General features: G+C 63.6%; 18 protein-coding genes and 1 riboswitch. Of the genes, 4 read left to right on the top strand and 14 right to left on the bottom strand.

Annotated elements, in window-relative coordinates:
• Positions 1–159: 159 nt before the first annotated feature.
• Together murQ and AC0L2V_RS15700 are read left to right on the top strand one after the other, a co-directional pair.
• On the top strand, positions 160–1,083 hold the full coding sequence (gene murQ / locus AC0L2V_RS15705) for an N-acetylmuramic acid 6-phosphate etherase (RefSeq protein ID WP_473508917.1): 924 nt from the start codon (positions 160–162) through the stop codon (positions 1,081–1,083).
• Positions 1,084–1,247: 164 nt separating this feature from the next.
• Positions 1,248–2,378, top strand: a complete 1,131-nt coding sequence (locus tag AC0L2V_RS15700; RefSeq protein ID WP_473508974.1) for an anhydro-N-acetylmuramic acid kinase — start codon at positions 1,248–1,250, stop codon at positions 2,376–2,378.
• On the opposite strand, the gene AC0L2V_RS15695 is transcribed toward AC0L2V_RS15700, so the two are convergent.
• Together AC0L2V_RS15695 and AC0L2V_RS15690 are read right to left on the bottom strand one after the other, a co-directional pair.
• Positions 2,379–2,804, bottom strand: coding sequence for a GNAT family N-acetyltransferase (locus tag AC0L2V_RS15695; protein ID WP_473508919.1), 426 nt, complete (start codon positions 2,802–2,804; stop codon positions 2,379–2,381).
• 125 nt (positions 2,805–2,929) lie between these two features.
• Positions 2,930–4,105, bottom strand: a complete 1,176-nt coding sequence (locus tag AC0L2V_RS15690; protein WP_473508921.1) for an MFS transporter — start codon at positions 4,103–4,105, stop codon at positions 2,930–2,932.
• 48 nt (positions 4,106–4,153) lie between these two features.
• On the opposite strand from AC0L2V_RS15690, the gene AC0L2V_RS15685 reads away from it, so the two are divergent.
• Positions 4,154–4,693, top strand: coding sequence for an Lrp/AsnC family transcriptional regulator (locus AC0L2V_RS15685; protein ID WP_123146884.1), 540 nt, complete (start codon positions 4,154–4,156; stop codon positions 4,691–4,693).
• Positions 4,694–4,703: 10 nt separating this feature from the next.
• Here the strand turns inward: AC0L2V_RS15685 and AC0L2V_RS15680 are convergent, their stop codons facing one another.
• The 6 genes from AC0L2V_RS15680 to AC0L2V_RS15655 form a co-directional block, all read right to left on the bottom strand.
• A complete protein-coding gene (locus AC0L2V_RS15680) occupies positions 4,704–5,534 on the bottom strand; it encodes a GNAT family N-acetyltransferase (protein ID WP_473520557.1) in 831 nt (276 codons plus the stop codon).
• A 4-nt stretch (positions 5,535–5,538) separates the two neighbouring features.
• Positions 5,539–6,324: an aspartate/glutamate racemase family protein gene (locus tag AC0L2V_RS15675; protein ID WP_473508927.1), complete on the bottom strand. Its 786-nt coding sequence runs from the start codon at positions 6,322–6,324 to the stop codon at positions 5,539–5,541.
• A complete protein-coding gene (locus AC0L2V_RS15670; RefSeq protein WP_023800164.1) occupies positions 6,296–7,114 on the bottom strand; it encodes an ABC transporter permease in 819 nt (272 codons plus the stop codon). Before AC0L2V_RS15670 ends, AC0L2V_RS15675 begins: the two co-directional genes overlap by 29 nt.
• Positions 7,115–7,118: 4 nt before the next feature.
• Positions 7,119–8,003: an ABC transporter permease gene (locus AC0L2V_RS15665; protein WP_473508976.1), complete on the bottom strand. Its 885-nt coding sequence runs from the start codon at positions 8,001–8,003 to the stop codon at positions 7,119–7,121.
• A gap of 223 nt (positions 8,004–8,226) precedes the next feature.
• Positions 8,227–9,516 carry an ABC transporter substrate-binding protein gene (locus tag AC0L2V_RS15660; protein WP_473508929.1) on the bottom strand — a complete coding sequence of 430 codons (1,290 nt, stop codon included), beginning with the start codon at positions 9,514–9,516 and terminating at the stop codon, positions 8,227–8,229.
• A 33-nt stretch (positions 9,517–9,549) separates the two neighbouring features.
• Positions 9,550–10,638 carry an ABC transporter ATP-binding protein gene (locus AC0L2V_RS15655; protein ID WP_473520556.1) on the bottom strand — a complete coding sequence of 363 codons (1,089 nt, stop codon included), beginning with the start codon at positions 10,636–10,638 and terminating at the stop codon, positions 9,550–9,552.
• Between the two features lie 260 nt (positions 10,639–10,898).
• On the opposite strand from AC0L2V_RS15655, the gene AC0L2V_RS15650 reads away from it, so the two are divergent.
• Positions 10,899–11,612 carry a GntR family transcriptional regulator gene (locus AC0L2V_RS15650; protein ID WP_473520555.1) on the top strand — a complete coding sequence of 238 codons (714 nt, stop codon included), beginning with the start codon at positions 10,899–10,901 and terminating at the stop codon, positions 11,610–11,612.
• A 156-nt stretch (positions 11,613–11,768) separates the two neighbouring features.
• Here the strand turns inward: AC0L2V_RS15650 and AC0L2V_RS15645 are convergent, their stop codons facing one another.
• The 6 genes from AC0L2V_RS15645 to AC0L2V_RS15620 all read right to left on the bottom strand — a co-directional run bounded on the left by AC0L2V_RS15645 (position 11,769) and on the right by AC0L2V_RS15620 (position 16,959).
• Positions 11,769–12,344, bottom strand: coding sequence for a HupE/UreJ family protein (locus tag AC0L2V_RS15645; RefSeq protein WP_473520554.1), 576 nt, complete (start codon positions 12,342–12,344; stop codon positions 11,769–11,771).
• Positions 12,345–12,425: 81 nt separating this feature from the next.
• On the bottom strand, positions 12,426–12,953 hold the full coding sequence (locus AC0L2V_RS15640; protein WP_473520553.1) for a hypothetical protein: 528 nt from the start codon (positions 12,951–12,953) through the stop codon (positions 12,426–12,428).
• 2 nt (positions 12,954–12,955) lie between these two features.
• Positions 12,956–14,164, bottom strand: coding sequence for an agmatinase family protein (locus tag AC0L2V_RS15635; RefSeq protein ID WP_077381532.1), 1,209 nt, complete (start codon positions 14,162–14,164; stop codon positions 12,956–12,958).
• 12 nt (positions 14,165–14,176) lie between these two features.
• Complete coding sequence (locus tag AC0L2V_RS15630; protein WP_473520552.1) at positions 14,177–14,986, bottom strand: ATP-binding cassette domain-containing protein; 810 nt, start codon at positions 14,984–14,986, stop codon at positions 14,177–14,179.
• Positions 14,983–15,795 carry an ABC transporter permease gene (locus tag AC0L2V_RS15625; RefSeq protein WP_473520551.1) on the bottom strand — a complete coding sequence of 271 codons (813 nt, stop codon included), beginning with the start codon at positions 15,793–15,795 and terminating at the stop codon, positions 14,983–14,985. The genes AC0L2V_RS15630 and AC0L2V_RS15625 overlap by 4 nt, the downstream gene beginning before the upstream one ends.
• A 105-nt stretch (positions 15,796–15,900) precedes the next feature.
• A complete protein-coding gene (locus AC0L2V_RS15620; protein ID WP_473520550.1) occupies positions 15,901–16,959 on the bottom strand; it encodes a putative urea ABC transporter substrate-binding protein in 1,059 nt (352 codons plus the stop codon).
• A 99-nt stretch (positions 16,960–17,058) separates the two neighbouring features.
• Positions 17,059–17,173, bottom strand: a riboswitch (guanidine-I (ykkC/yxkD leader).
• Positions 17,174–17,538 lie beyond the last annotated feature (365 nt).

Below are 17,538 nucleotides of genomic sequence, written 5' to 3'. Positions count from 1 at the left end.
GGTCCGCGCAATTCATGCTGAACTTTGAACAACAACAGATGATGTTGTCAACATTTGTTTGGCTGGCGAGCCTGTCGATGCTAGTCGCTGGTACTGGTCAACGCCCGGCGCCGCATCACATTACTTGTTGCCGATGGCAAGAAGTTTGAAAGCAGGCGGATGAACGAACAGGAGTTGATGTCGGAGCTGGAGCGGTTGGTTTCCGAGGATCGGAACCCGAGGACGATGGATATCGACCTGCTGCCGACCATTGAGATCCTGCGCCTGATCAATGACGAGGACAGCGGCGTTCCGGCCGCCGTCGAGAAGGTCATTCCGGAAATTGCTGCCGCGGTAGACCGGATCGTTAGTGCGTTTCAAAAAGGCGCGCGGCTTGTCTATATGGGCGCCGGCACGAGCGGCCGGCTGGGGGTCCTCGACGCCTCGGAGTGTCCACCGACATTCGGCGTGCCCGAGGACATGGTGCTCGGCCTGATCGCCGGCGGCCCCAAAGCGCTGGTGCGGGCTGTGGAAGGCGCCGAGGACGATCCGCAACAAGGCATCAAGGCACTGCAGGGCATCAAGTTGACCGCCGACGATGTGGTGGTCGGCATCGCGGTCAGCGGCCGCACACCCTACGTCATCGGCGGCTTGACCTATGCAAGGCAGGTCGGAGCAACGACGGTGGCGCTTTCCTGCAACCCCAGGTCAGTCATTGCCGGAATTGCCGACATTGCCATCTCTCCGCTTGTCGGTCCCGAGGTTCTCGCCGGCTCGACCCGGCTGAAGTCGGGAACCGCGCAAAAGCTGGTTCTCAACATGCTGACGACAGCCAGCATGATCCGGATCGGCAAGAGCTATCAGAACCTGATGGTCGACCTCAATCCCAGCAACAAGAAGCTTGTCGCCAGGGCGGTCGGGATCGTCATGCAGACCACCGGCTGCACAGCGCAGCAGGCACGACGGGCGCTCGACCAGACCGGCAAAGACGTCAAGCTGGCGATACTGGTGACAATCACCGGGATGGGCATCGAAGAGGCGCGCAAGGCGCTCGACAATGCGGGCGGGTTTTTGCGAAAGGCGATCGGCGAAAAGACGCTGTGAACCCTGGATGCCGGTATACCAGTATACAGGGCGGATCGACTTCGACAAAGGCAAGGCATGGGACCTTGCTCACCAAACGGATCCATCCGACACATCATTTCGACAGCGGGATTATCGAGATTCGCCAATCGGTCGGCGATCGCGTCAACGGAGCCTATCAAATGATGATTGCGAAAAGTGGCGAACCAATCTGGGCCGTCGGCCTGATGACCGGCACCGTGCTGGACGGCAATATCGATGTTGCGCTGATCAAGACCGACGGCGAGCGGATCGAGGATTTCGGCACCTATACGCTGGCGCCTTACCCCGGCTCGATCCGGACGCTGCTGGAGGAGACGCTGGATCAGGCCAGGGCGTGGAATTTTGCCGGACCGGAGCCGGCGATCTTTCGCGAAGCTGAACAAGCGCTGACGCGCGCCCAGTCAGTAGCCGTCAAGGACCTGGTCGAAAGCTACGGGCTGACGATGGCCAATATCGGCGTCGTCGGCTTCCATGGCCAGACCGTGCTGCATCGCGCCCCACAAACCGGCCGGCTCGGCCAGACCCGCCAGCTCGGCGATGGGGCTTTGATGCATGCCATACTGGGGACCAAGGTCGCCTATGATTTCCGTTCGGCCGACATGCGCGCCGGCGGGCAAGGGGCGCCGCTGTCCGCGGCCTACCACGCCGCGCTGCTTCGCGATGCCGATATCAGCGGCGACACGGCGGTGCTCAATCTCGGCGGCGTCGCCAACATCACCTGGTGGGACGGCAAGGACAATGTCGTCGCCTTCGACACCGGACCGGCCAATGCGCCGTTGAACGATTTCATCAAGGCGAAAGGGCTGGGCGAAATGGATCGCGACGGCGCGCTGGCGCGGACCGGCACCGTCGACGAAGACCGGCTGGCCAAGCTCCTGCAGCATCCCTACCTGGCCAAGCCCTATCCAAAGTCGCTTGACCGGTTCGATTTCGGCGCGGCCATGGCGGATGGGATGAACGCTGAGGATGGCGCCGCACTGCTGACGGCCTTCACCGCCGCAGCCGTCGGCAAGGCGCTCGACCTCCTGCCGCACCGGCCAAAGCGGCTGGTGGTCAGCGGCGGCGGCCGCCACAACCCGACGATCATGGCCATGCTCGCCAGCCGCGCTGGTGTCGAAGCGGTGCCGGCGGAGGCGCTCGGCTGGAAGGGTGACGCGGTCGAGGCGGAGTGCTTTGCCTTCCTGGCGGTTCGCGTGCTCAGGGGCCTGCCGATCAGTTTTCCGACCACCACCGGTGTGCCACAGCCGATGCGCGGCGGGCGCCTTGCCGGCTGATCAAGTCAGCAGTTTTTTCTGCAGGAAGACGCGGCTGCGACCGGCGGGAAAATCGGGAAGCACGCCGAACAGCCGATACCCCTGACGCTCATAGGCCTTGGCCGCCTGGGGATTGAAGGTGTCGATCAAGGCGCCATGACAGCCGCGTGCGACGGCCTCCTGTTCGGCTGCGTCCAGCATCCTGCCGGCCATGCGCTGGCCGCGCAGCCGCTCATCAACCCACAGCCACTGCACATAGAGCCAGCCCCAGGCGGTGTATCCCGAGATGCCGGCGACAACCGCACGGTGCTCGTCGCGCACGAACACGGCGAGCACCTTCCTGTTGGCCGGACCGACTTCGCCGTCGTTGAACGCGCTGAGCCGCTCCGCGAGAAAAGCGAGTTCTTTCGGCGAAGGGTCGGCGGTGATTTCAAGCGTCATGTTCATCGCTTGTCCAGACAGGCTCACAGCCGGATACCGGTATACAGCGCTTCCGGACGCGTGGCACTTTCATTTGCATTTATCGAAGGAAAGGCGGGGAGCGCAAGCTCTGCCGCCGCGTGGCTCCGCGACTACACGGGCCGCGGCGAATGCCACGCCGCCGAAGCGGCAACCAGCATGAGCAGCGCGGCGACCATTGCAGATGCCGCAAAGCCGAAGCTGGAATAAAGCGGTCCGAAGGCGGTGGTGCCGACAAACACCGCGAGATAGGTCACTGCGCTGTTCAAGCCCATGATCGTGCCGCGCCGCGCAGGATCGAGCGCCGAGAGGCGCATCACCAGGACGTTCAGCCCGAAATGATTGGCAAGGCCCCAGACCGCGATCATTGCGATGGTCAGATGGAAACTGCTGCCTGCCGCGGCGAGCGCGACATAGACGGCCGCGACGAGGAGATAGGCGAACGGCATGACACGTCGCGCGCCAAGCCGATCGATCACGCCGTCCAGAAGTGCCGCCATGCCGAAGCCGGCGCCATAGGCGAGCGCCGCCAAGCCGTTGGCGCTGACCGGCCGTCCCAAGCCGTTGTGAAGGTGATCGCCAAGATAACCATAGACGCCATAGAAGGCGGTCATGAAGGCGCCGCAGGCGACCAGGAGCGGCACTATGCCGGGAACGGCCAAGGCGCCGAGCGGCGTCGGCGCCGGGCCGCTTTTCCTGACGTTGCTCAACGACGTCAGCGTAAGGCCGGTCAACGCGAGCGCCGCAAGCACCGCAACCGCTGCGAAAACGGCGCGCCAATGCACCAGATCGGCAAGCACCGCCGACAATGAGACGCCGGCGACCATGCTCAGGGTCCATCCGGTCAGCACGACACCGATGGTTCCACTTTCGCGGCCAGGCGGCGCGATCGCCGCGGCGCTGGCATAGATTGCCGGCATGGCGATACCGGCGGCGATGCCGGCAACAAGCTGGGCCGTAACCAGCATCGTTACCGTCGGCGCGGCGGCGCTGGCGAGAAGCGCGATCGCCAGCAGCAGCAACGCCCCTTGCAGCATGCGGCGGGCGCCGAGCCGATCGATATGGCGGGCCAGGAACAGGGCGCTTGCCGACGTGCCAAGCCCGAACGCAGCGGACGCGATCATGACGGCCGGCACGCTCGTCGCAAACGACGCGGCCACCGCCGGCGCTATCGGACCGAGAACCAGCGAGTTCGAGCCGATCACCGCGATGCATCCGGTCAAGAGATAGGCGAGCGCCGGGATAGGCGGCCTTGCCGTAAATGTTGCGACTTGATCACTGTTCGACATATGCCGATAATCGCCGTATTAAATTCTGTATCAATAAGGAATTTCACCATGGATGAAGAAACAGATGGCATTCTGCAGAACAGGCCTGCTGCCCGCGATGTCGACGCGACCGACCGAAAAATATTAGGCGTTCTGGTCGACGACGCCACGGTCAGCTATGCCGAGCTCGGCGATCGTGTCGGCCTGTCGCCGCCGGCCGCGCATGAACGGGTGAAGCGGCTTCGGCGCAGCGGCGCCATTCGCAACACAGCGGCGATCATCGATCCCAAGGCGGTGCGCAAGCCGCTGCTTGCCTTCGTGCACATCGACACCAAGGGCTGGGGAAAAACCCCCGAACTGATGGCGATTTCCGAGCACCCCGAAGTCGAGGAGATCCATTCGGTGGCCGGCGACACATGCATGCTGATCAAGGTCCGCACCGAGGACACAAGGGCGCTCGAAGGGCTGCTGTCGCGGCTTTACGAAACGCCTGGCGTGACCTCGACGCGAAGCTATGTGGTTCTGTCGACCTATCTCGAGCGGCCGGTGCAGCCCGGGATCACGACCGAATGGCCAGCGCCCCGGCACATGGCTAAGCCGCTGTATTAGCGCCGTCCGGTCAACCAAGCTCCAGGGTGGTTATCGCAAAGACACCTGACTGCGTAAGCTGCGGCGCTTTTCCCCTATACATTCGAGCCGTCTCGAAGCCCGGTTGAAGGCCAGCGGACGTCAGCCTGGCTGCAAATTGCCCGCTGGTCTCGGGAACGTCGAGATGGACATTGCCGGGTCTGGAAGCGTTGGCGAGCGCCGTGAAAAGGCGACTTGCCACGTCCAGGCTGTTGGCAAAGAGCGGCCCGATCTTGCAACCGTCACGGCAGCGGCGCGCGACGCCATACCCCTCGATGGCGCGATCCCTGACGATCGCAAGCGCGACGTGCGGCGGGCGCAGCCAGTGTTCCAGGAAGGATCGCCGCGGAGCGGGAAAGAACCGGCTGTCGTAGTCCAGGACATCGGCTTCCGGGCCTATGACGCAAATATCGCTGTCGGCAGTTGCCGGACCGTTCGGCGATCCGACGAACCGGATCGTCCGGTAGACCGGCGCAAAACCCATGCTGCGGTAATTGGCCTGCTGTTCGACGACACCATCGAGGCCGACCGTACGGTCGCCGAGCCGCCCCATGCCGGCATCCCAGACCGCCTTGCCATGGCCCTCGCCGCGCCTGTCCGGCCGACAGATGTAGAGACCGATGAAGCCGAAATCGTCGCCATAGGCGACGGCCGAAATACCGGCCACCATCTCGCCATCGACAAAGGCGCCGATGAAGCCGTCCGGATCCGCCGCATGGAACGCCATGGCATCGCCGAGGCCCGGATTCCAGCCCTCCGCTGCCGCCCAGTCGACAAGGATTTTTACGTCTTCAAGTGCGAGCGTTCTGATCGTTCGGCGCATTGCCTCACTCGGCGGCTACGGTACCGGGGGCGAAGGACTTCAATGCGCCAAGATAGGGCTTTGCCAGCGGGTTTGCATAGGCGCCACGCTTGGACGTCGACAGGCCAAGCGCGATCAGTGCCTCGGCCTGCTTGACCGCGGCGCCGACGCCGTCGATGACCGGAACGCCGAACTCCCGCCGCAGCGCGGCGGCGAGATCGGCCATGCCGGCACAGCCAAGCACGATGGCCTCGGCGCGATCCTCGTCGAGCGCGCGCGCGATCTCGCCGCGCAGCTTCAGGATCGCATCGGAGGTTGGGTCTTCGAGCGCAAGAACCGGAATGTCGGCAGCGCGCACGCGTGCCCGTCCCGCCATGCCATAGCGCTGCACCAGCGCTTCGACCGGCACGCGCGAGCGCTCGGTCGTGGTGACGACGGTGAAGCGCTGGGCGATGAAAGACGCCGTGCTGAGCGCTGCCTCGCAGATGCCGATGACCGGAATGTTGGCCATGGCGCGCGCCGCATCCAGGCCGGTGTCGTCGAAACAGGCGACGATCGCAGCCAGCGCGCCCGAGCGTTCGCCGGCGGCGATCTCGACCAGCAAGCCCGGCACGGCAAGCGCCTCGTCGTAGTAGCCTTCGATCGACACAGGTCCCATCGACGAGGTGACGGCGACGATCTCCGTTCCGGCGGCGGCGACGAGCCGCGCCGCCGCTGCAATGGTTTCGGTCATGCTGGCGGTGGTGTTCGGATTGACGACGAGGATCTGCACTGCGGTTCTCTCAAGCTCGCGGCCGACGGCCACCGACATAGGCGATTGCGCCGAGCGTCGCCAAAATCACCAGGAAGGAAAATACCGTGGTCACGGTGCCCAGCGCATAGAGCACTGGCGTCGTCACATTCGTCGTCATGCCGTAGATTTCGAGCGGCAGCGTGTTGAACGTGCCCGAGGTCATCAGGGTGCGGGCGAACTCGTCATAGGACAGGGTGAAACCGAACAGGCCGACACCGATCAGGCTGGGCGCGATCATCGGCAGCACGACATGCGCGAAGGTCTGCCAGGAGGTCGCGCCCAAGTCCCGCGCAGCTTCCTCATAGGCCGGCGAAAACCGGTTGAAGACCGCGAACATGATCAGCACGCCGAAAGGCAAGGTCCAGGTCAGATGGGCACCAAAAGCAGAGGTGTACCAGGCGGGACGAAAGCCGATCTGCTGGAAGACGACGCCGATGCCGAGCGAGATGATGATCGACGGCACGACCAGGCTGGCGACTGCCAGATAGAACAATGCGGTGGCGCCGCGAAATTTTTGCCGAAAGGCAAGACCGGCAAGCAGCGACACGCCGACGGTGACGATCATCACCATCAGGCCAAGAATAAAGGAGCGTTTGAAGCTGCCGCCGAAATCACCGACCGCCTGGCGTTCGAACAGATTGGCGAACCAGTGCAGCGAAACGCCGTTCAGCGGAAAGGTCAGCCCGCCATTCTCGCCCTGGAAGGACAGGATCAGGATCGCCGAGAGCGGGCCGTAGAGAAACAGCACGAAAAGGGCGAAGAAGGCCGCCAGCACGTAGAATTCGAGGGTGCGCTTGTCCCGGCTCATCGCCTCACAGCTCCTTGCGGATGTCGACGATGCGCAGGATGCCGGCGACCATCAGCAGCACCAGCACCAGCAGCACGACCGCGTTGGCGGCCGCTGCCGGATATTGCAGCAGCGACATCTGGTTCTTCATCATCAGCGCGACGGATGCGCTCTGTCCGCCGGACATCACCTGCACCGTCGAAAAGTCGGCCATCACCAGCGTGACGACGAAGATGGTGCCGATTGCCATGCCGGGCTTGGCAAGCGGGATGACGACGTTCCACAACACCTGCCAGCCGGACGCGCCGGCATCGCGCGCAGCCTCGATCAGCGACTTGTCGATGCGCATCAGCGTGTTGAAGATCGGTGTCACCATGAACAGCGTGTAGAGATGCACCATGGCCAGCACCACGGCGAATTCGGAATAGAGCAGCCATTCGATCGGCTTCGAGATCAGCCCGATCTCAACCAGCGTCGAGTTGACCAGGCCGTTGCGGCCAAGCACCGGAATCCACGAGATCATGCGGATGATGTTGGATGTCAGGAACGGCACCGTGCAGACCAGGAACAGCACCATCTGCATGGCGGTGGTCCTGATATGGAAGGCGAGGAAATAGGCGACCCAGAAGCCGACGAACAGCGTCAGTGCCCAGACGATACCAGCGTATTTCAGCGTGTTCAGATAGGTTTTCCAGGTCACCCACGAGCCGAGCGTGTCGGCGTAGTTGATGGTCAGGAAATCCGGATACATCGCCGCGAAATCGTAGTCCCAGAAGGAGACCACGGCGATCATCAGGATCGGCAGCAAAAGGAACGCGCCGAGGATCAGCGCCAGCGGCGCCGCCTGGAGGTAGGGGACGAGGCGGGCAAGAGACAGGCGGCGGCGTTTGGCCGGTTTGGCCTTGATCATTCCAGGACGTTCGAGCACTGCTGTCATCAACATCTCGGTAGGCTGCGAGGCGGCCGGAGCTGCGTCCCTTCTCCCCTTGTGGGAGAAGGTGGATTGGCGCGCAGCGGCAAGACGGATGAGGGGTGTTGGAAGAAACTCAGCGTTGGCGATCCGTCCAACACCCCTCATCCGACCGAGCTTCGCTCGGCCACCTTCTCCCACAAGGGGAGAAGGCAAGAAGGCGCTACGCCGCGATGAATTCGTTCCAGCGCCTCACCATGTAGCGGTCCTCGTCCATGACCGAGTTCCAGCAGGCGACCTTGCCCATGCGCTCGACAAAAGAGCCGCCGTCACGCACCGCGCCTGCCTTCTCCATGATCTTGCCGTCCGGCGCCATGATGTCGCCCTTGGCCGGCTTGCCGTCGACCCAGTAGCCCCACTCGTCCTCGGACATGAACTGCTTGGCCGTATCCATGGCGGCCGAGTAGTAGCCTTGGCGGTTGAGGTAGGCGCCGACCCAGCCGGAGAGGTACCAGTTGATGTATTCGTAGGCGGCGTCGAGTTCGGCGCCCTTGAGGTGCGCCGCCAGGCCAAGGCCGCCGCCCCACGAGCGATAGCCTTCCTTGAGCGGCTGGTACTTGCAGGCGATGCCCTTGGAGCGCACCGCAGCGACGGCCGGCGACCACATCGACTGGATGACCACTTCGCCCGAAGCCATCAAATTAACGCTCTCGTCGAACGATTTCCAGAAGGCACGGAACTGGCCGTCCTGCTTGGCCTTGATCAGGAAGTCGATCGTCTTGTCGATCTCCTCCTTGGTCATGTTGCCCTTGTCGGCATATTTGACGTTGCCCATGGCTTCCATGATCATCGCCGCATCCATGATGCCGATCGACGGGATGTTGAGGATGGCGGCCTTGCCCTTGAAGGCCGGATCCATGATGTCGGCCCAGGTGGTGATGTCGCGGCCGACAAGGTCGGGGCGGATGCCGAGCGTATCGGCGTTGTAGATGGTCGGAACCATCGTCATCCACTGGGTCGGCTGCTTGGCGAAGGTCTTGGCGTCCTGCGCCTCGACGAAGCCGACGGTATGCGGCGCGGTGCCCTGGGCGATGACGCTGTCGGGCGTCAGCTTGCCGGTGATGAACAGCGGCACGATCTTGTCGTAATATTTCAGCTTCTTGACATCCATCGGCTGCATCACGCCGGACGGATACACCTTCTTGGCGATCCAGTATTCGATGTCGGCGATGTCGTAGCTGTCCGGCTGGGTCACCGCGCGCTGGGCGGCGGCGTCGGAATCGGTCGCGGTCATTTCCAGCGTGATGCCGAGGTCGGCCTTACACTTGTCGGCAATGGCGTTGAGGTTCGACACGCCGGTGCCGAACTGGCGCAGCGTGATCGGGTTCTGCGCCCAGATCGTCGGAAACCCTGATATGGCACCCGAACCGGCGGCAAGACCGACGGCGGCAGCACCGGTCTTGAGCAGCGAGCGGCGGGAAATTCCTGTCTTGTTGTCGGTGGTGTTGGTCATGTCAGTTCCCCTGTTTTGATTGATGGTTCTGGTTCAGGAATCGAGACGACCAAGGACGATCGCGTCCTCGGCGTCCCAGGCGATCGGTACCGCGTCACCGACGGCGACCGGCTTGGCGAAGAAGCTGGTGTCGTCGACGATGACGGTAAAATCCTCAATGCCGGCGCCATTGACCGAGAGTTTTACGGTCGAGCCGCGATATTCGACGTTGGAAGCGATGCCGGTGAAGCCGAGCCCGGTGGCCAGTGGGTCGCCGATCCGCACATGGTCGGTGCGAATGGCGATATCGATCGGCTCGCCGATCGCCCTGCCCTGGCCGCTGGCCGCAAGCGAGGCCCCACCCGGCACATCGAAGACGACCATGCCGTCGCGGCTGCCGCTGACGCGACCGGAGACGACGTTGTGATCGCCCATGAAGCGGGCGACGAACGCGGTGGCCGGCCGCTCGAAGACGATGCGCGGATGCGCCGCCTGCTCGATACGGCCGTCATTCATGACCACGATCAGGTCGGCGAGCGCCATCGCCTCCTCCTGGCTGTGGGTGACGTGGACGAACGTGATGCCGAGCGACGTCTGCAGCTTCTTCAGTTCCGCCCGCATGCGGATCTTCAAGAATGGATCGAGTGCCGATAGCGGCTCGTCGAGCAGCAGCGCTTCGGGGTCGGTGATCAGCGCGCGGGCCAGAGCGACGCGCTGCTGCTGTCCGCCCGAAAGCTGCGCCGGGCGGCGGCCGGCGTAGCCCTCCATCTGCATCAGCTTCAGCATATCGAGCGCCCTGGCGCGGCGCTCTTCCTTGCCGACGCCCTTCATCTTGAGGCTGAACGCAACATTGTCGATCAGGTCGAGATGCGGAAACAGCGCGTAGGACTGGAACATCATGGCGGTGCCGCGCCTGGCCGGCGGCAGGTCGGTGACCACCGTGTTGCCGAGACGCACGTCGCCGCTCGATATGCTTTCGTGCCCGGCAATCATGCGCAGCGTCGAGGTCTTGCCGCAGCCGGACGGCCCGAGCAGGCAGCAATAGGTTCCCGCGGGGATTTTCAAGCTGATGTCTTCGACGGCGGTCGTTGCGCCATAGATTTTCGAAACGGACACGATGTCGATTTCGGCGGCTTTGGACATCCGGCTTCCTCTCTAAATCAACTTAAGCAAAGCATCATGCATGCCAGTTGCCCCAGATCGGCCTCAAACGGCTGATTCCTTGGGAAAATCAGAATTGCCTCCGGCTGCCCCTCGAAACGGCATGCCTGAGAATGCACAAATTATAGGCGATCGCTAGCGATTCTCGCAACAATCGTATGCAATCTTTTCCGGCATCGTATTCACTTTGCCCCTCGTGCAAGCGACCCGATTCAGGGTAGAAAGGCGCAGGGACCACCATCATGAATATAGCCGACCAGACTTTCCCTGCTGTCGACAGTGCCAACGAGGATCGCGCCCAGGCGATCCGCGACCAGTTGCGCGACGCGATCGTCGATCGCCGGCTGGCGCCCGGGACCAAGCTGTCGGAAGGCGAGGTCGGCACTTTATTCGATGTCAGCCGCACCGTGGCGCGCGCGGCGCTGCAGATGCTCTCCTTCGAAGGCCTGGTGCGGACCGAGCGCAATCGCGGCGCCTTCGTCGCCAACCCGTCGCCGGAGGAAGCGCGTCAGGTCTTCGCTTCGCGCAGGCTGATCGAGCCCGGCATAGCGATTGCCGCAGCCGGGCGGATGACGCCGGACCATGTCGCTGCCTTCAAGGCGCAGCTCGATGAAGAGGGCCGCTTCATTGCCGAACGCGGACCAAATGCAAGACGCTCGGAAATCAAGGCTTCGGGCGATTTTCACCTGCTGCTGGCTTCGGTTGCCGGAAACGCCATCCTCCAGCGCTTCATGGAAGAACTGGTGGCGCGGTCATCGCTGGTGATCGCGCTCTACGGCCGCTCGGGCGTCTCGAGCTGCGGCCATAGCGAACACATGACTATCCTGGAGGCGCTGGAAAATGGCAATTCCGAACGCGCCAGCGCCCTGATGCTGCACCACATCGACCATATCGAGGCCGACCTCGATCTGCGTGTCAGGAGCGGTCCGGCGCTCAGGCAGGCGCTCGAGTTCTGACGCTCAATTCGACCGGAGGGACGCGAATGCCGCGCCCTCAAAGCCGTTGGGCTCGGACCTTCAGGATCTGGTACAGCAAATCGCGGACGCGCCGCAGCCTCATCGACCACTTCTGGCTCATCTGCTTTCCAGTTCTGTTCGCCGACTGCCTACGTCTCAAAAAGCTTGGGCCGCGATGGCCATTCCAACCAGCGAGGTGGCGATTCCAGCGGTGCGGACCGTCGTCGGCCAACGAGCCAGCTTGACAGAGGACAGAATGCCGATTGCATGCAGCATCGACGTGGCGAGCATGAAGCCAGCGGCGTAGGCGATGCCGCCGGCGCTCTCGGGACTCTCAAGGCCGTGGGCGTTGCCGTGGAAGAGGCCGAACAGGACCGCCAGTGCCGCCGCGGCGGCCAGTGGCAGCGGGCTGACGAGGCCGACCATCGCGCCGAAGACCACAAGCGACAGCGCGATGCCGGTTTCAAGCGAAGGCAGGCCGATGCCGGCCATGCCGAGCAAGGCCCCGGCGACCATGGCCGAGACAAAGAACAGCGGCACAAGGACAATGCTGCGCCCGCCGGCACGGGCGCCGATCATGCCGACTGCAACCATTGCGAGCAGGTGATCCATGCCGAACAGCGGATGTTCGAGGCCGGCGAAAAAGCCGTGGACGTGAGCGCCGCCGCTATGGGCAAACGCCAGCGACGGTGTGACGGCGGCGAGAGCTGAAAGGGTGCCAAATCTTGCCATTGTTTTCATGCTTGCCAATGTTTTCATGCTTGCCAATGTTTTCATGGTTGTACCTGCTCGATGAGAGTGACGGGTTTGGTTTCAATGCCCGGGAACGGTGAATTGCGAAGCGGCGGAACGGTCCGCAAGGGCGCGCGCCGCGGCGAAGCCGAGCGGCTTTTGCTCAGCGCCATCGTGATAGATGAAAGCGAGGCGGCGGCGGTGCGATGTCAGGCGCGCCGGCAGCGGGTGATAGGCGACGCCGGTGCCGCCGACGAGCGGCATGACCGCGCCGACGTCAACCAGATCCTCGGTTTCGACGCGCAAGAGATGAAGCCGCACGCCGTCGGCCCTCTCGCCGACAAAGGGTATGCCGGCCAGGCGCAGAAAGCTGGATGGGTCCGGCGCCCGCGCAAAGCCTTCGAGGAAGGCGGTTTCGACCAGGTCGAGATCGACCGATGCGGGATCAACCGGCAACTCGTGAGCCTGGTCCGGCAGATGCGGCGTCTGCCATTGCAGCGGCTTGCCAGCGGGCCCGTTGTGGCCGGGGGGGTGCGGATGGTCATGATGACCGTTCGGCCCGTGGTGGCCGTCGCCATGGCCATGACTGTGGTGATGATCGTCGTGCATGGTCAAAAACTCACCGGTTTGTCGATGATCGATTTGTGCTTGCCGAGATTGCCGTGGGCGACCATCGAGCCGAGCGCTTCGACGACGACACGCACGCCGAACAGTGCGGTGATGTCCGACGTGTCGTAGGGCGGCGAGACCTCGACCACTTCCAGGCCGCAAATGCCAGGCGCCGTCACCAGCCCAAGCAGCTTGAGCGCCTCGCGCGGCAGGAAGCCGCCCGGCTCAGGCCAGCCCGTGCCGGGTACGAAACCGCAATCGAGGCTGTCGACGTCGAAGGAGATGTACACGGCGTCGGTATCTTTCCATGCGAGTTCGAGCGCGATTTCCGCCGCCTTCTCGAGGCCCATCTGCTCGATGTCGGCAATGGTCAGCACGTTGGTGCCGCGCTTCCTCGCCTCGGCGACGCCGTAGCGGGGAACCTGCCAGCCGCCGATGCCGAGCTGCACGAGATTGGTCGCCGAGACGTTCGGCAGGTTGGTCGCCCAGTACCAGGGCGTGGTGTGCATGCGCTCGTCGAGATCCTTTTCCTGGATGTCGATATGGCGGTCGAAATGGATGATGCCGATGCGCTTCGAGGTCACGTCGGCGATGCCGCGCACGCAAGGGAAACCGATCGAGTGGTCGCCGCCCAGCATGATCGGCAGCGCGCCGGACGAAGCGACATGGCTGACGCCCTTGGTGATCTGGTCGAAGCTCTTTTCCAGGTTGGCGGGAATGGTGAAGACGTCGCCGGCGTCGCACAGCGTCATCTGCTCGCGCAAATCGACGCCGAGCTCATAGTTGTACGGCGTGTACAGCGCCGAGATGCGGCGAATGCCTTGCGGCCCGAAGCGGGTTCCCGGCCGGTAAGTGGTGCCGCTGTCGAAAGGAATGCCGATGACGGCAGCATCATATTTGCCGACATCGCGGACGTTCTCGACATAGGGCGCCTTGAGGAAGGTGTTGATGCCGGCGAAATGCGGCAGCTCGCCGCGCGCGAATGTCGGGATCGATTTGTCGACGATCGACTCCGACCCCGGCAGGCCCATGTCGAGCGCCCATTGCTGCTCCTTGCGCCAGCCGCTTTCCGGCAGCTTGCCCTCGGCCTCGATCGACTTCCAGCCCTGCGTGCCGCGGGCGTCGAAATCGGGGTGGTGAAAACGCTCCCTGGCCGCCCGGGCGACGAGCCCTGCCCGGCGGTGGCTGCGTTCGGGGATATTTCTGGACATTCAAGCTCTCCGTTACGACGCCGTCGTCGCCATTGCTGTATCCGGCCGGGTCGTCCCGACCATCGCGGCCACCTTGGCCAAGTGATGAGAGGAAGCCCGGGTCTTGCGATCGAGCCTCAGATCGTAGGTGATCGTCGCGCCGTAAGCCGACGGGAACTGCGGATCGTGGCGCACCTTGTCGAAAACCAGCACGCGGGTGCCGAGTTTGAAGGCCTCGCCGATATCGTGGGTGACCATCACCACCGTCATGCCATGCTCGGTCCACAGCTCGGTCAGCAGTTCGTGCATCTCGACGCGAATGCCCGGATCGAGCGCCCCGAACGGCTCGTCGAGAAGCAGGATCTGCGGCCGGCCGAGCAAGGTCTGCGCAATCGCCAGCCGCTGCTGCATGCCGCCGGAGAGCGATGCCGGATAGAGGTCGCGCGCATGGGCAAGGCCAACCCGCGCCAGCATGGCCTCGGCCTGTTGCCTGGCGTTTCTGCGCCTGGCGCCGAAGACGCGGCCAAACGGCCCGCCCGAGCGAAAGTCTTCGACCAGCAGCAGGTTCTGGATGGCGGTCAGATGCGGAAACACCGAATAGCGCTGGAAGACGATGCCGCGCTGCGGCGTCGGCTCGGGCACGATCGGGCCATCGCCGACGATGACGACGCCGCTGCTCTGCTGCTCCTGGCCGAGCAGGATGCGCAGGAACGTCGATTTTCCGCAGCCGCTGGCGCCGACCAGCGACAGGAATTCGCCGGCCTCGGCGGTGACGTTGACCCGCTCGAGCACGCGGGCATCGCCATAACTCTTTTCCAGCCCGTGAACGACGATGCGGCTCATCTGGCCTCCACCGGATGCGCCCAAGGGGAGATTGCCCGCGACAGCCGCACCAGCAGCCAGTCGGTAATCACGGCAAGCAGCGTGATCCAGGCGACATAGGGCAGGATGACGTCCATCGAGAGATAGCGGCGGACGAGGAAGATGCGGTAACCCAGCCCTTCGGTCGAGGCGATGGCTTCGGCGGCGATCAGGAACAGCCAGGCCGGCCCGAGCGCCAGCCGCACGCAAGTGAGGAGGCGCGGCATGATCTGCGGCAGCACCAGCCGCAAGACCATGGTCCAGCTGTTGCCGCCAAGCGTTTGCGCCTTGGCCACCAACTCTGGTGGCAGTTCCATCACCCGGTTGGCGATGTCGCGCACCATCACCGGCGCGACGCCGACGGCGATCAGCGTGATCTTGGCCGTTTCGCCGAGGCCGAGCGCGATGAACAGGATCGGCAGCAGCGCCAGCGGAGGGATGACGCAAACGACGGTGACGAAGGGCAGCAGGAACGCCCGCACCCGCGGGATGAAGCCGATGGCAATGCCGAGCGAAAGCGCGGCGACCGTGGCAACGCCCACGCCCGCGAACAGCCTGAGGAGACTGGCATAGGTGTCGACCCAAAGGATGAGGTCGCCCGAGCGCTTGTCCGGCACCGTGGCAAGGTCAAGAAAGGCCGACCACATCTGTACCGGCGAAGGCAGCAGCTTGTCGCTGGGATTGACCGTCAGTCGTTGCGCCGAAGCGAAGAGATAGGCGATTGCCACGAACAGGAATGGCAAGCCGCCGAGGAACAAGGCGCCGCCGCGCGAAACCTTCGCATTGATCATGCGAAGGCGCACCCTCGGCTTTGGCCGGGAAGGACGCTTAATGCCCTCCCCGCCCGTCGCGGAGGCTTCACCCCTGGCACTCATTCCCCTGGCCAGCATGTCGGGTCAGGGCGTTGCGGTTGCCGCCTCGGCCATGAACGCTGGATCGAAACGCAGCTTGACGTTCTTGGCGTCGCCCAGCGTCGATCCATCGGCAAAGCTCATGCCGACGACGTCGACACTCGTCGCATTGGTGCCGAGAATGCCGTGGCTGAACAGGAAGTTGCGGACAAGATCCATTGTCTTCGGCAATTCGCTGCCATTGGTGAACTCGACCGCCTTGGCGGGGTCGAAGAACATTGCCGTCGAGGCAAGCTGCGCGTCGAAGCCGGCGAGGTCGGTGCCGGACGCCTTGGCCATCTCCTCCTTGGCTGCCTTGCCTTCCGGCGTGTCGGAGGTCATCAGCTCCATCACCTCGTACCACGCGCCGACAAGCGCCTTGCCCAATGCCGGATTGTCCTTCAGCGTCTCGGTGTTGACGACCATCATGTCGATGATCTCGCCGGGAATCTGCGACGAATCGAAAACTTTTTTCGCACCCGGCATGGCGACGATCTCGGAAACCAGCGGGTTCCAGGTAACGACCGAGGTGACGTCGCTGGTGCCGTAGGCGGCGACCATGTCGGCGTCGGAGGTGTTGACGACGGTGATGTCCTTCTCGGCGAGCTTGACCGTGTCCAGCGCCCGCGCCAGCAGGTAATGCGAGACGGAGAGCTCGACGAGATTGACCTTCTGGCCGGCAATGTCGGCGAGCGCTGCCTTGTCCTTGAGGATCACCGCATCATTGCCGTTGGAGAAGTCGCCGATGATCAAGGCGGTGGTGTCGACGCCGCCGCCTGCGGGGATCGACAGCGCGTCCATGTTGGTCATCGAACAGCCGTCGAAACCGCCGGCGGTGTACTGGTTGATGCTTTCGACATAGTCGTTGATGCGGGTGATCTCGACATTGATGCCGTTTTTGTCGGCCCATTTCTTCATGATGCCGCTATCGGAGAGATAGCCCCACGGCATCCAGCCGACATAGATCGACCAGCATATCTTGAAGTCTTTCTTGGGCGCCGCGCCGGCGGCGGAAACGATGGGAAGTGATGCGGCTAGGATGATTGCGGCCAGCTTGCGAAGCATTGCGTACCCCTGTTCGCGATCCGGATTGCGACCGGACTTAATGTTGGGATTTGCGAGCGCGCATCCGGGAGAGGTTCGCGCCAGCAAACCCGTGCAGGGTTCTCCCGGGATTTTGGCCCGCCGTGTTCCGCCGGATGCCTCAGTGCATCCCTGGCGGTCGCATCTCTTGGACCAGCACCGCTGCGTTGCGGCCGGAACCCTAGACGCTCTGCACATCACCAACGAAGCAAGGAGCATGCCAATGCCGAACAGGCCACAAAGGCCGGCATTTGCGGACAGTGCGGCTTCGAGCACTCGCATTAGTGACGCAAAAATCATCGCATCGCCGACGGATTGGGCAGTTTGCCTGAGCGCTCGTGGTCAAAATCTGACGCTTGCTTCCGGGGCCGTTAGCCCCTCAGGGTGGGAAGGAGACACCTAACTCACCAGCTCTCCGACGGCGCGTGTGCGCCAGGAGTGATCCTTCAAGCCGCTGTTATGGAACGACCTGTGTGGGGCCGAAGAACGAACCCGCTGCGCGGGATGGGCGCGTGGGGTGAGGTAGAGATCACGAACCGGACGTCGCGCTCGCATTGAGGG

It is taken from the genome of Mesorhizobium sp. WSM4814 (genome assembly GCF_055811595.1).
This window is presented reverse-complemented; position numbering and strand designations above follow the sequence as displayed.

Bases quoted from the DNA above. Each gene is read 5' to 3' on its own strand.
- AC0L2V_RS15620 (WP_473520550.1), bottom strand. From the start codon at position 16,959: ATGCTTCGCAAGCTGGCCGCAATCATCCTAGCCGCATCACTTCCCATC.
- AC0L2V_RS15625 (WP_473520551.1), bottom strand. From the start codon at position 15,795: ATGATCAATGCGAAGGTTTCGCGCGGCGGCGCCTTGTTCCTCGGCGGC.
- AC0L2V_RS15655 (WP_473520556.1), bottom strand. From the start codon at position 10,638: ATGTCCAAAGCCGCCGAAATCGACATCGTGTCCGTTTCGAAAATCTAT.
- AC0L2V_RS15650 (WP_473520555.1), top strand. From the start codon at position 10,899: ATGAATATAGCCGACCAGACTTTCCCTGCTGTCGACAGTGCCAACGAG.
- AC0L2V_RS15675 (WP_473508927.1), bottom strand. From the start codon at position 6,324: ATGTCGGTGGCCGTCGGCCGCGAGCTTGAGAGAACCGCAGTGCAGATC.
- AC0L2V_RS15685 (WP_123146884.1), top strand. From the start codon at position 4,154: ATGGATGAAGAAACAGATGGCATTCTGCAGAACAGGCCTGCTGCCCGC.
- AC0L2V_RS15670 (WP_023800164.1), bottom strand. From the start codon at position 7,114: ATGAGCCGGGACAAGCGCACCCTCGAATTCTACGTGCTGGCGGCCTTC.
- AC0L2V_RS15690 (WP_473508921.1), bottom strand. From the start codon at position 4,105: ATGTCGAACAGTGATCAAGTCGCAACATTTACGGCAAGGCCGCCTATC.
- AC0L2V_RS15660 (WP_473508929.1), bottom strand. From the start codon at position 9,516: ATGACCAACACCACCGACAACAAGACAGGAATTTCCCGCCGCTCGCTG.
- murQ (WP_473508917.1), top strand. From the start codon at position 160: ATGAACGAACAGGAGTTGATGTCGGAGCTGGAGCGGTTGGTTTCCGAG.
- AC0L2V_RS15635 (WP_077381532.1), bottom strand. From the start codon at position 14,164: ATGTCCAGAAATATCCCCGAACGCAGCCACCGCCGGGCAGGGCTCGTC.
- AC0L2V_RS15700 (WP_473508974.1), top strand. From the start codon at position 1,248: ATGATTGCGAAAAGTGGCGAACCAATCTGGGCCGTCGGCCTGATGACC.
- AC0L2V_RS15645 (WP_473520554.1), bottom strand. From the start codon at position 12,344: ATGGCAAGATTTGGCACCCTTTCAGCTCTCGCCGCCGTCACACCGTCG.
- AC0L2V_RS15640 (WP_473520553.1), bottom strand. From the start codon at position 12,953: ATGCACGACGATCATCACCACAGTCATGGCCATGGCGACGGCCACCAC.
- AC0L2V_RS15680 (WP_473520557.1), bottom strand. From the start codon at position 5,534: ATGCGCCGAACGATCAGAACGCTCGCACTTGAAGACGTAAAAATCCTT.
- AC0L2V_RS15695 (WP_473508919.1), bottom strand. From the start codon at position 2,804: ATGAACATGACGCTTGAAATCACCGCCGACCCTTCGCCGAAAGAACTC.
- AC0L2V_RS15665 (WP_473508976.1), bottom strand. From the start codon at position 8,003: ATGATCAAGGCCAAACCGGCCAAACGCCGCCGCCTGTCTCTTGCCCGC.
- AC0L2V_RS15630 (WP_473520552.1), bottom strand. From the start codon at position 14,986: ATGAGCCGCATCGTCGTTCACGGGCTGGAAAAGAGTTATGGCGATGCC.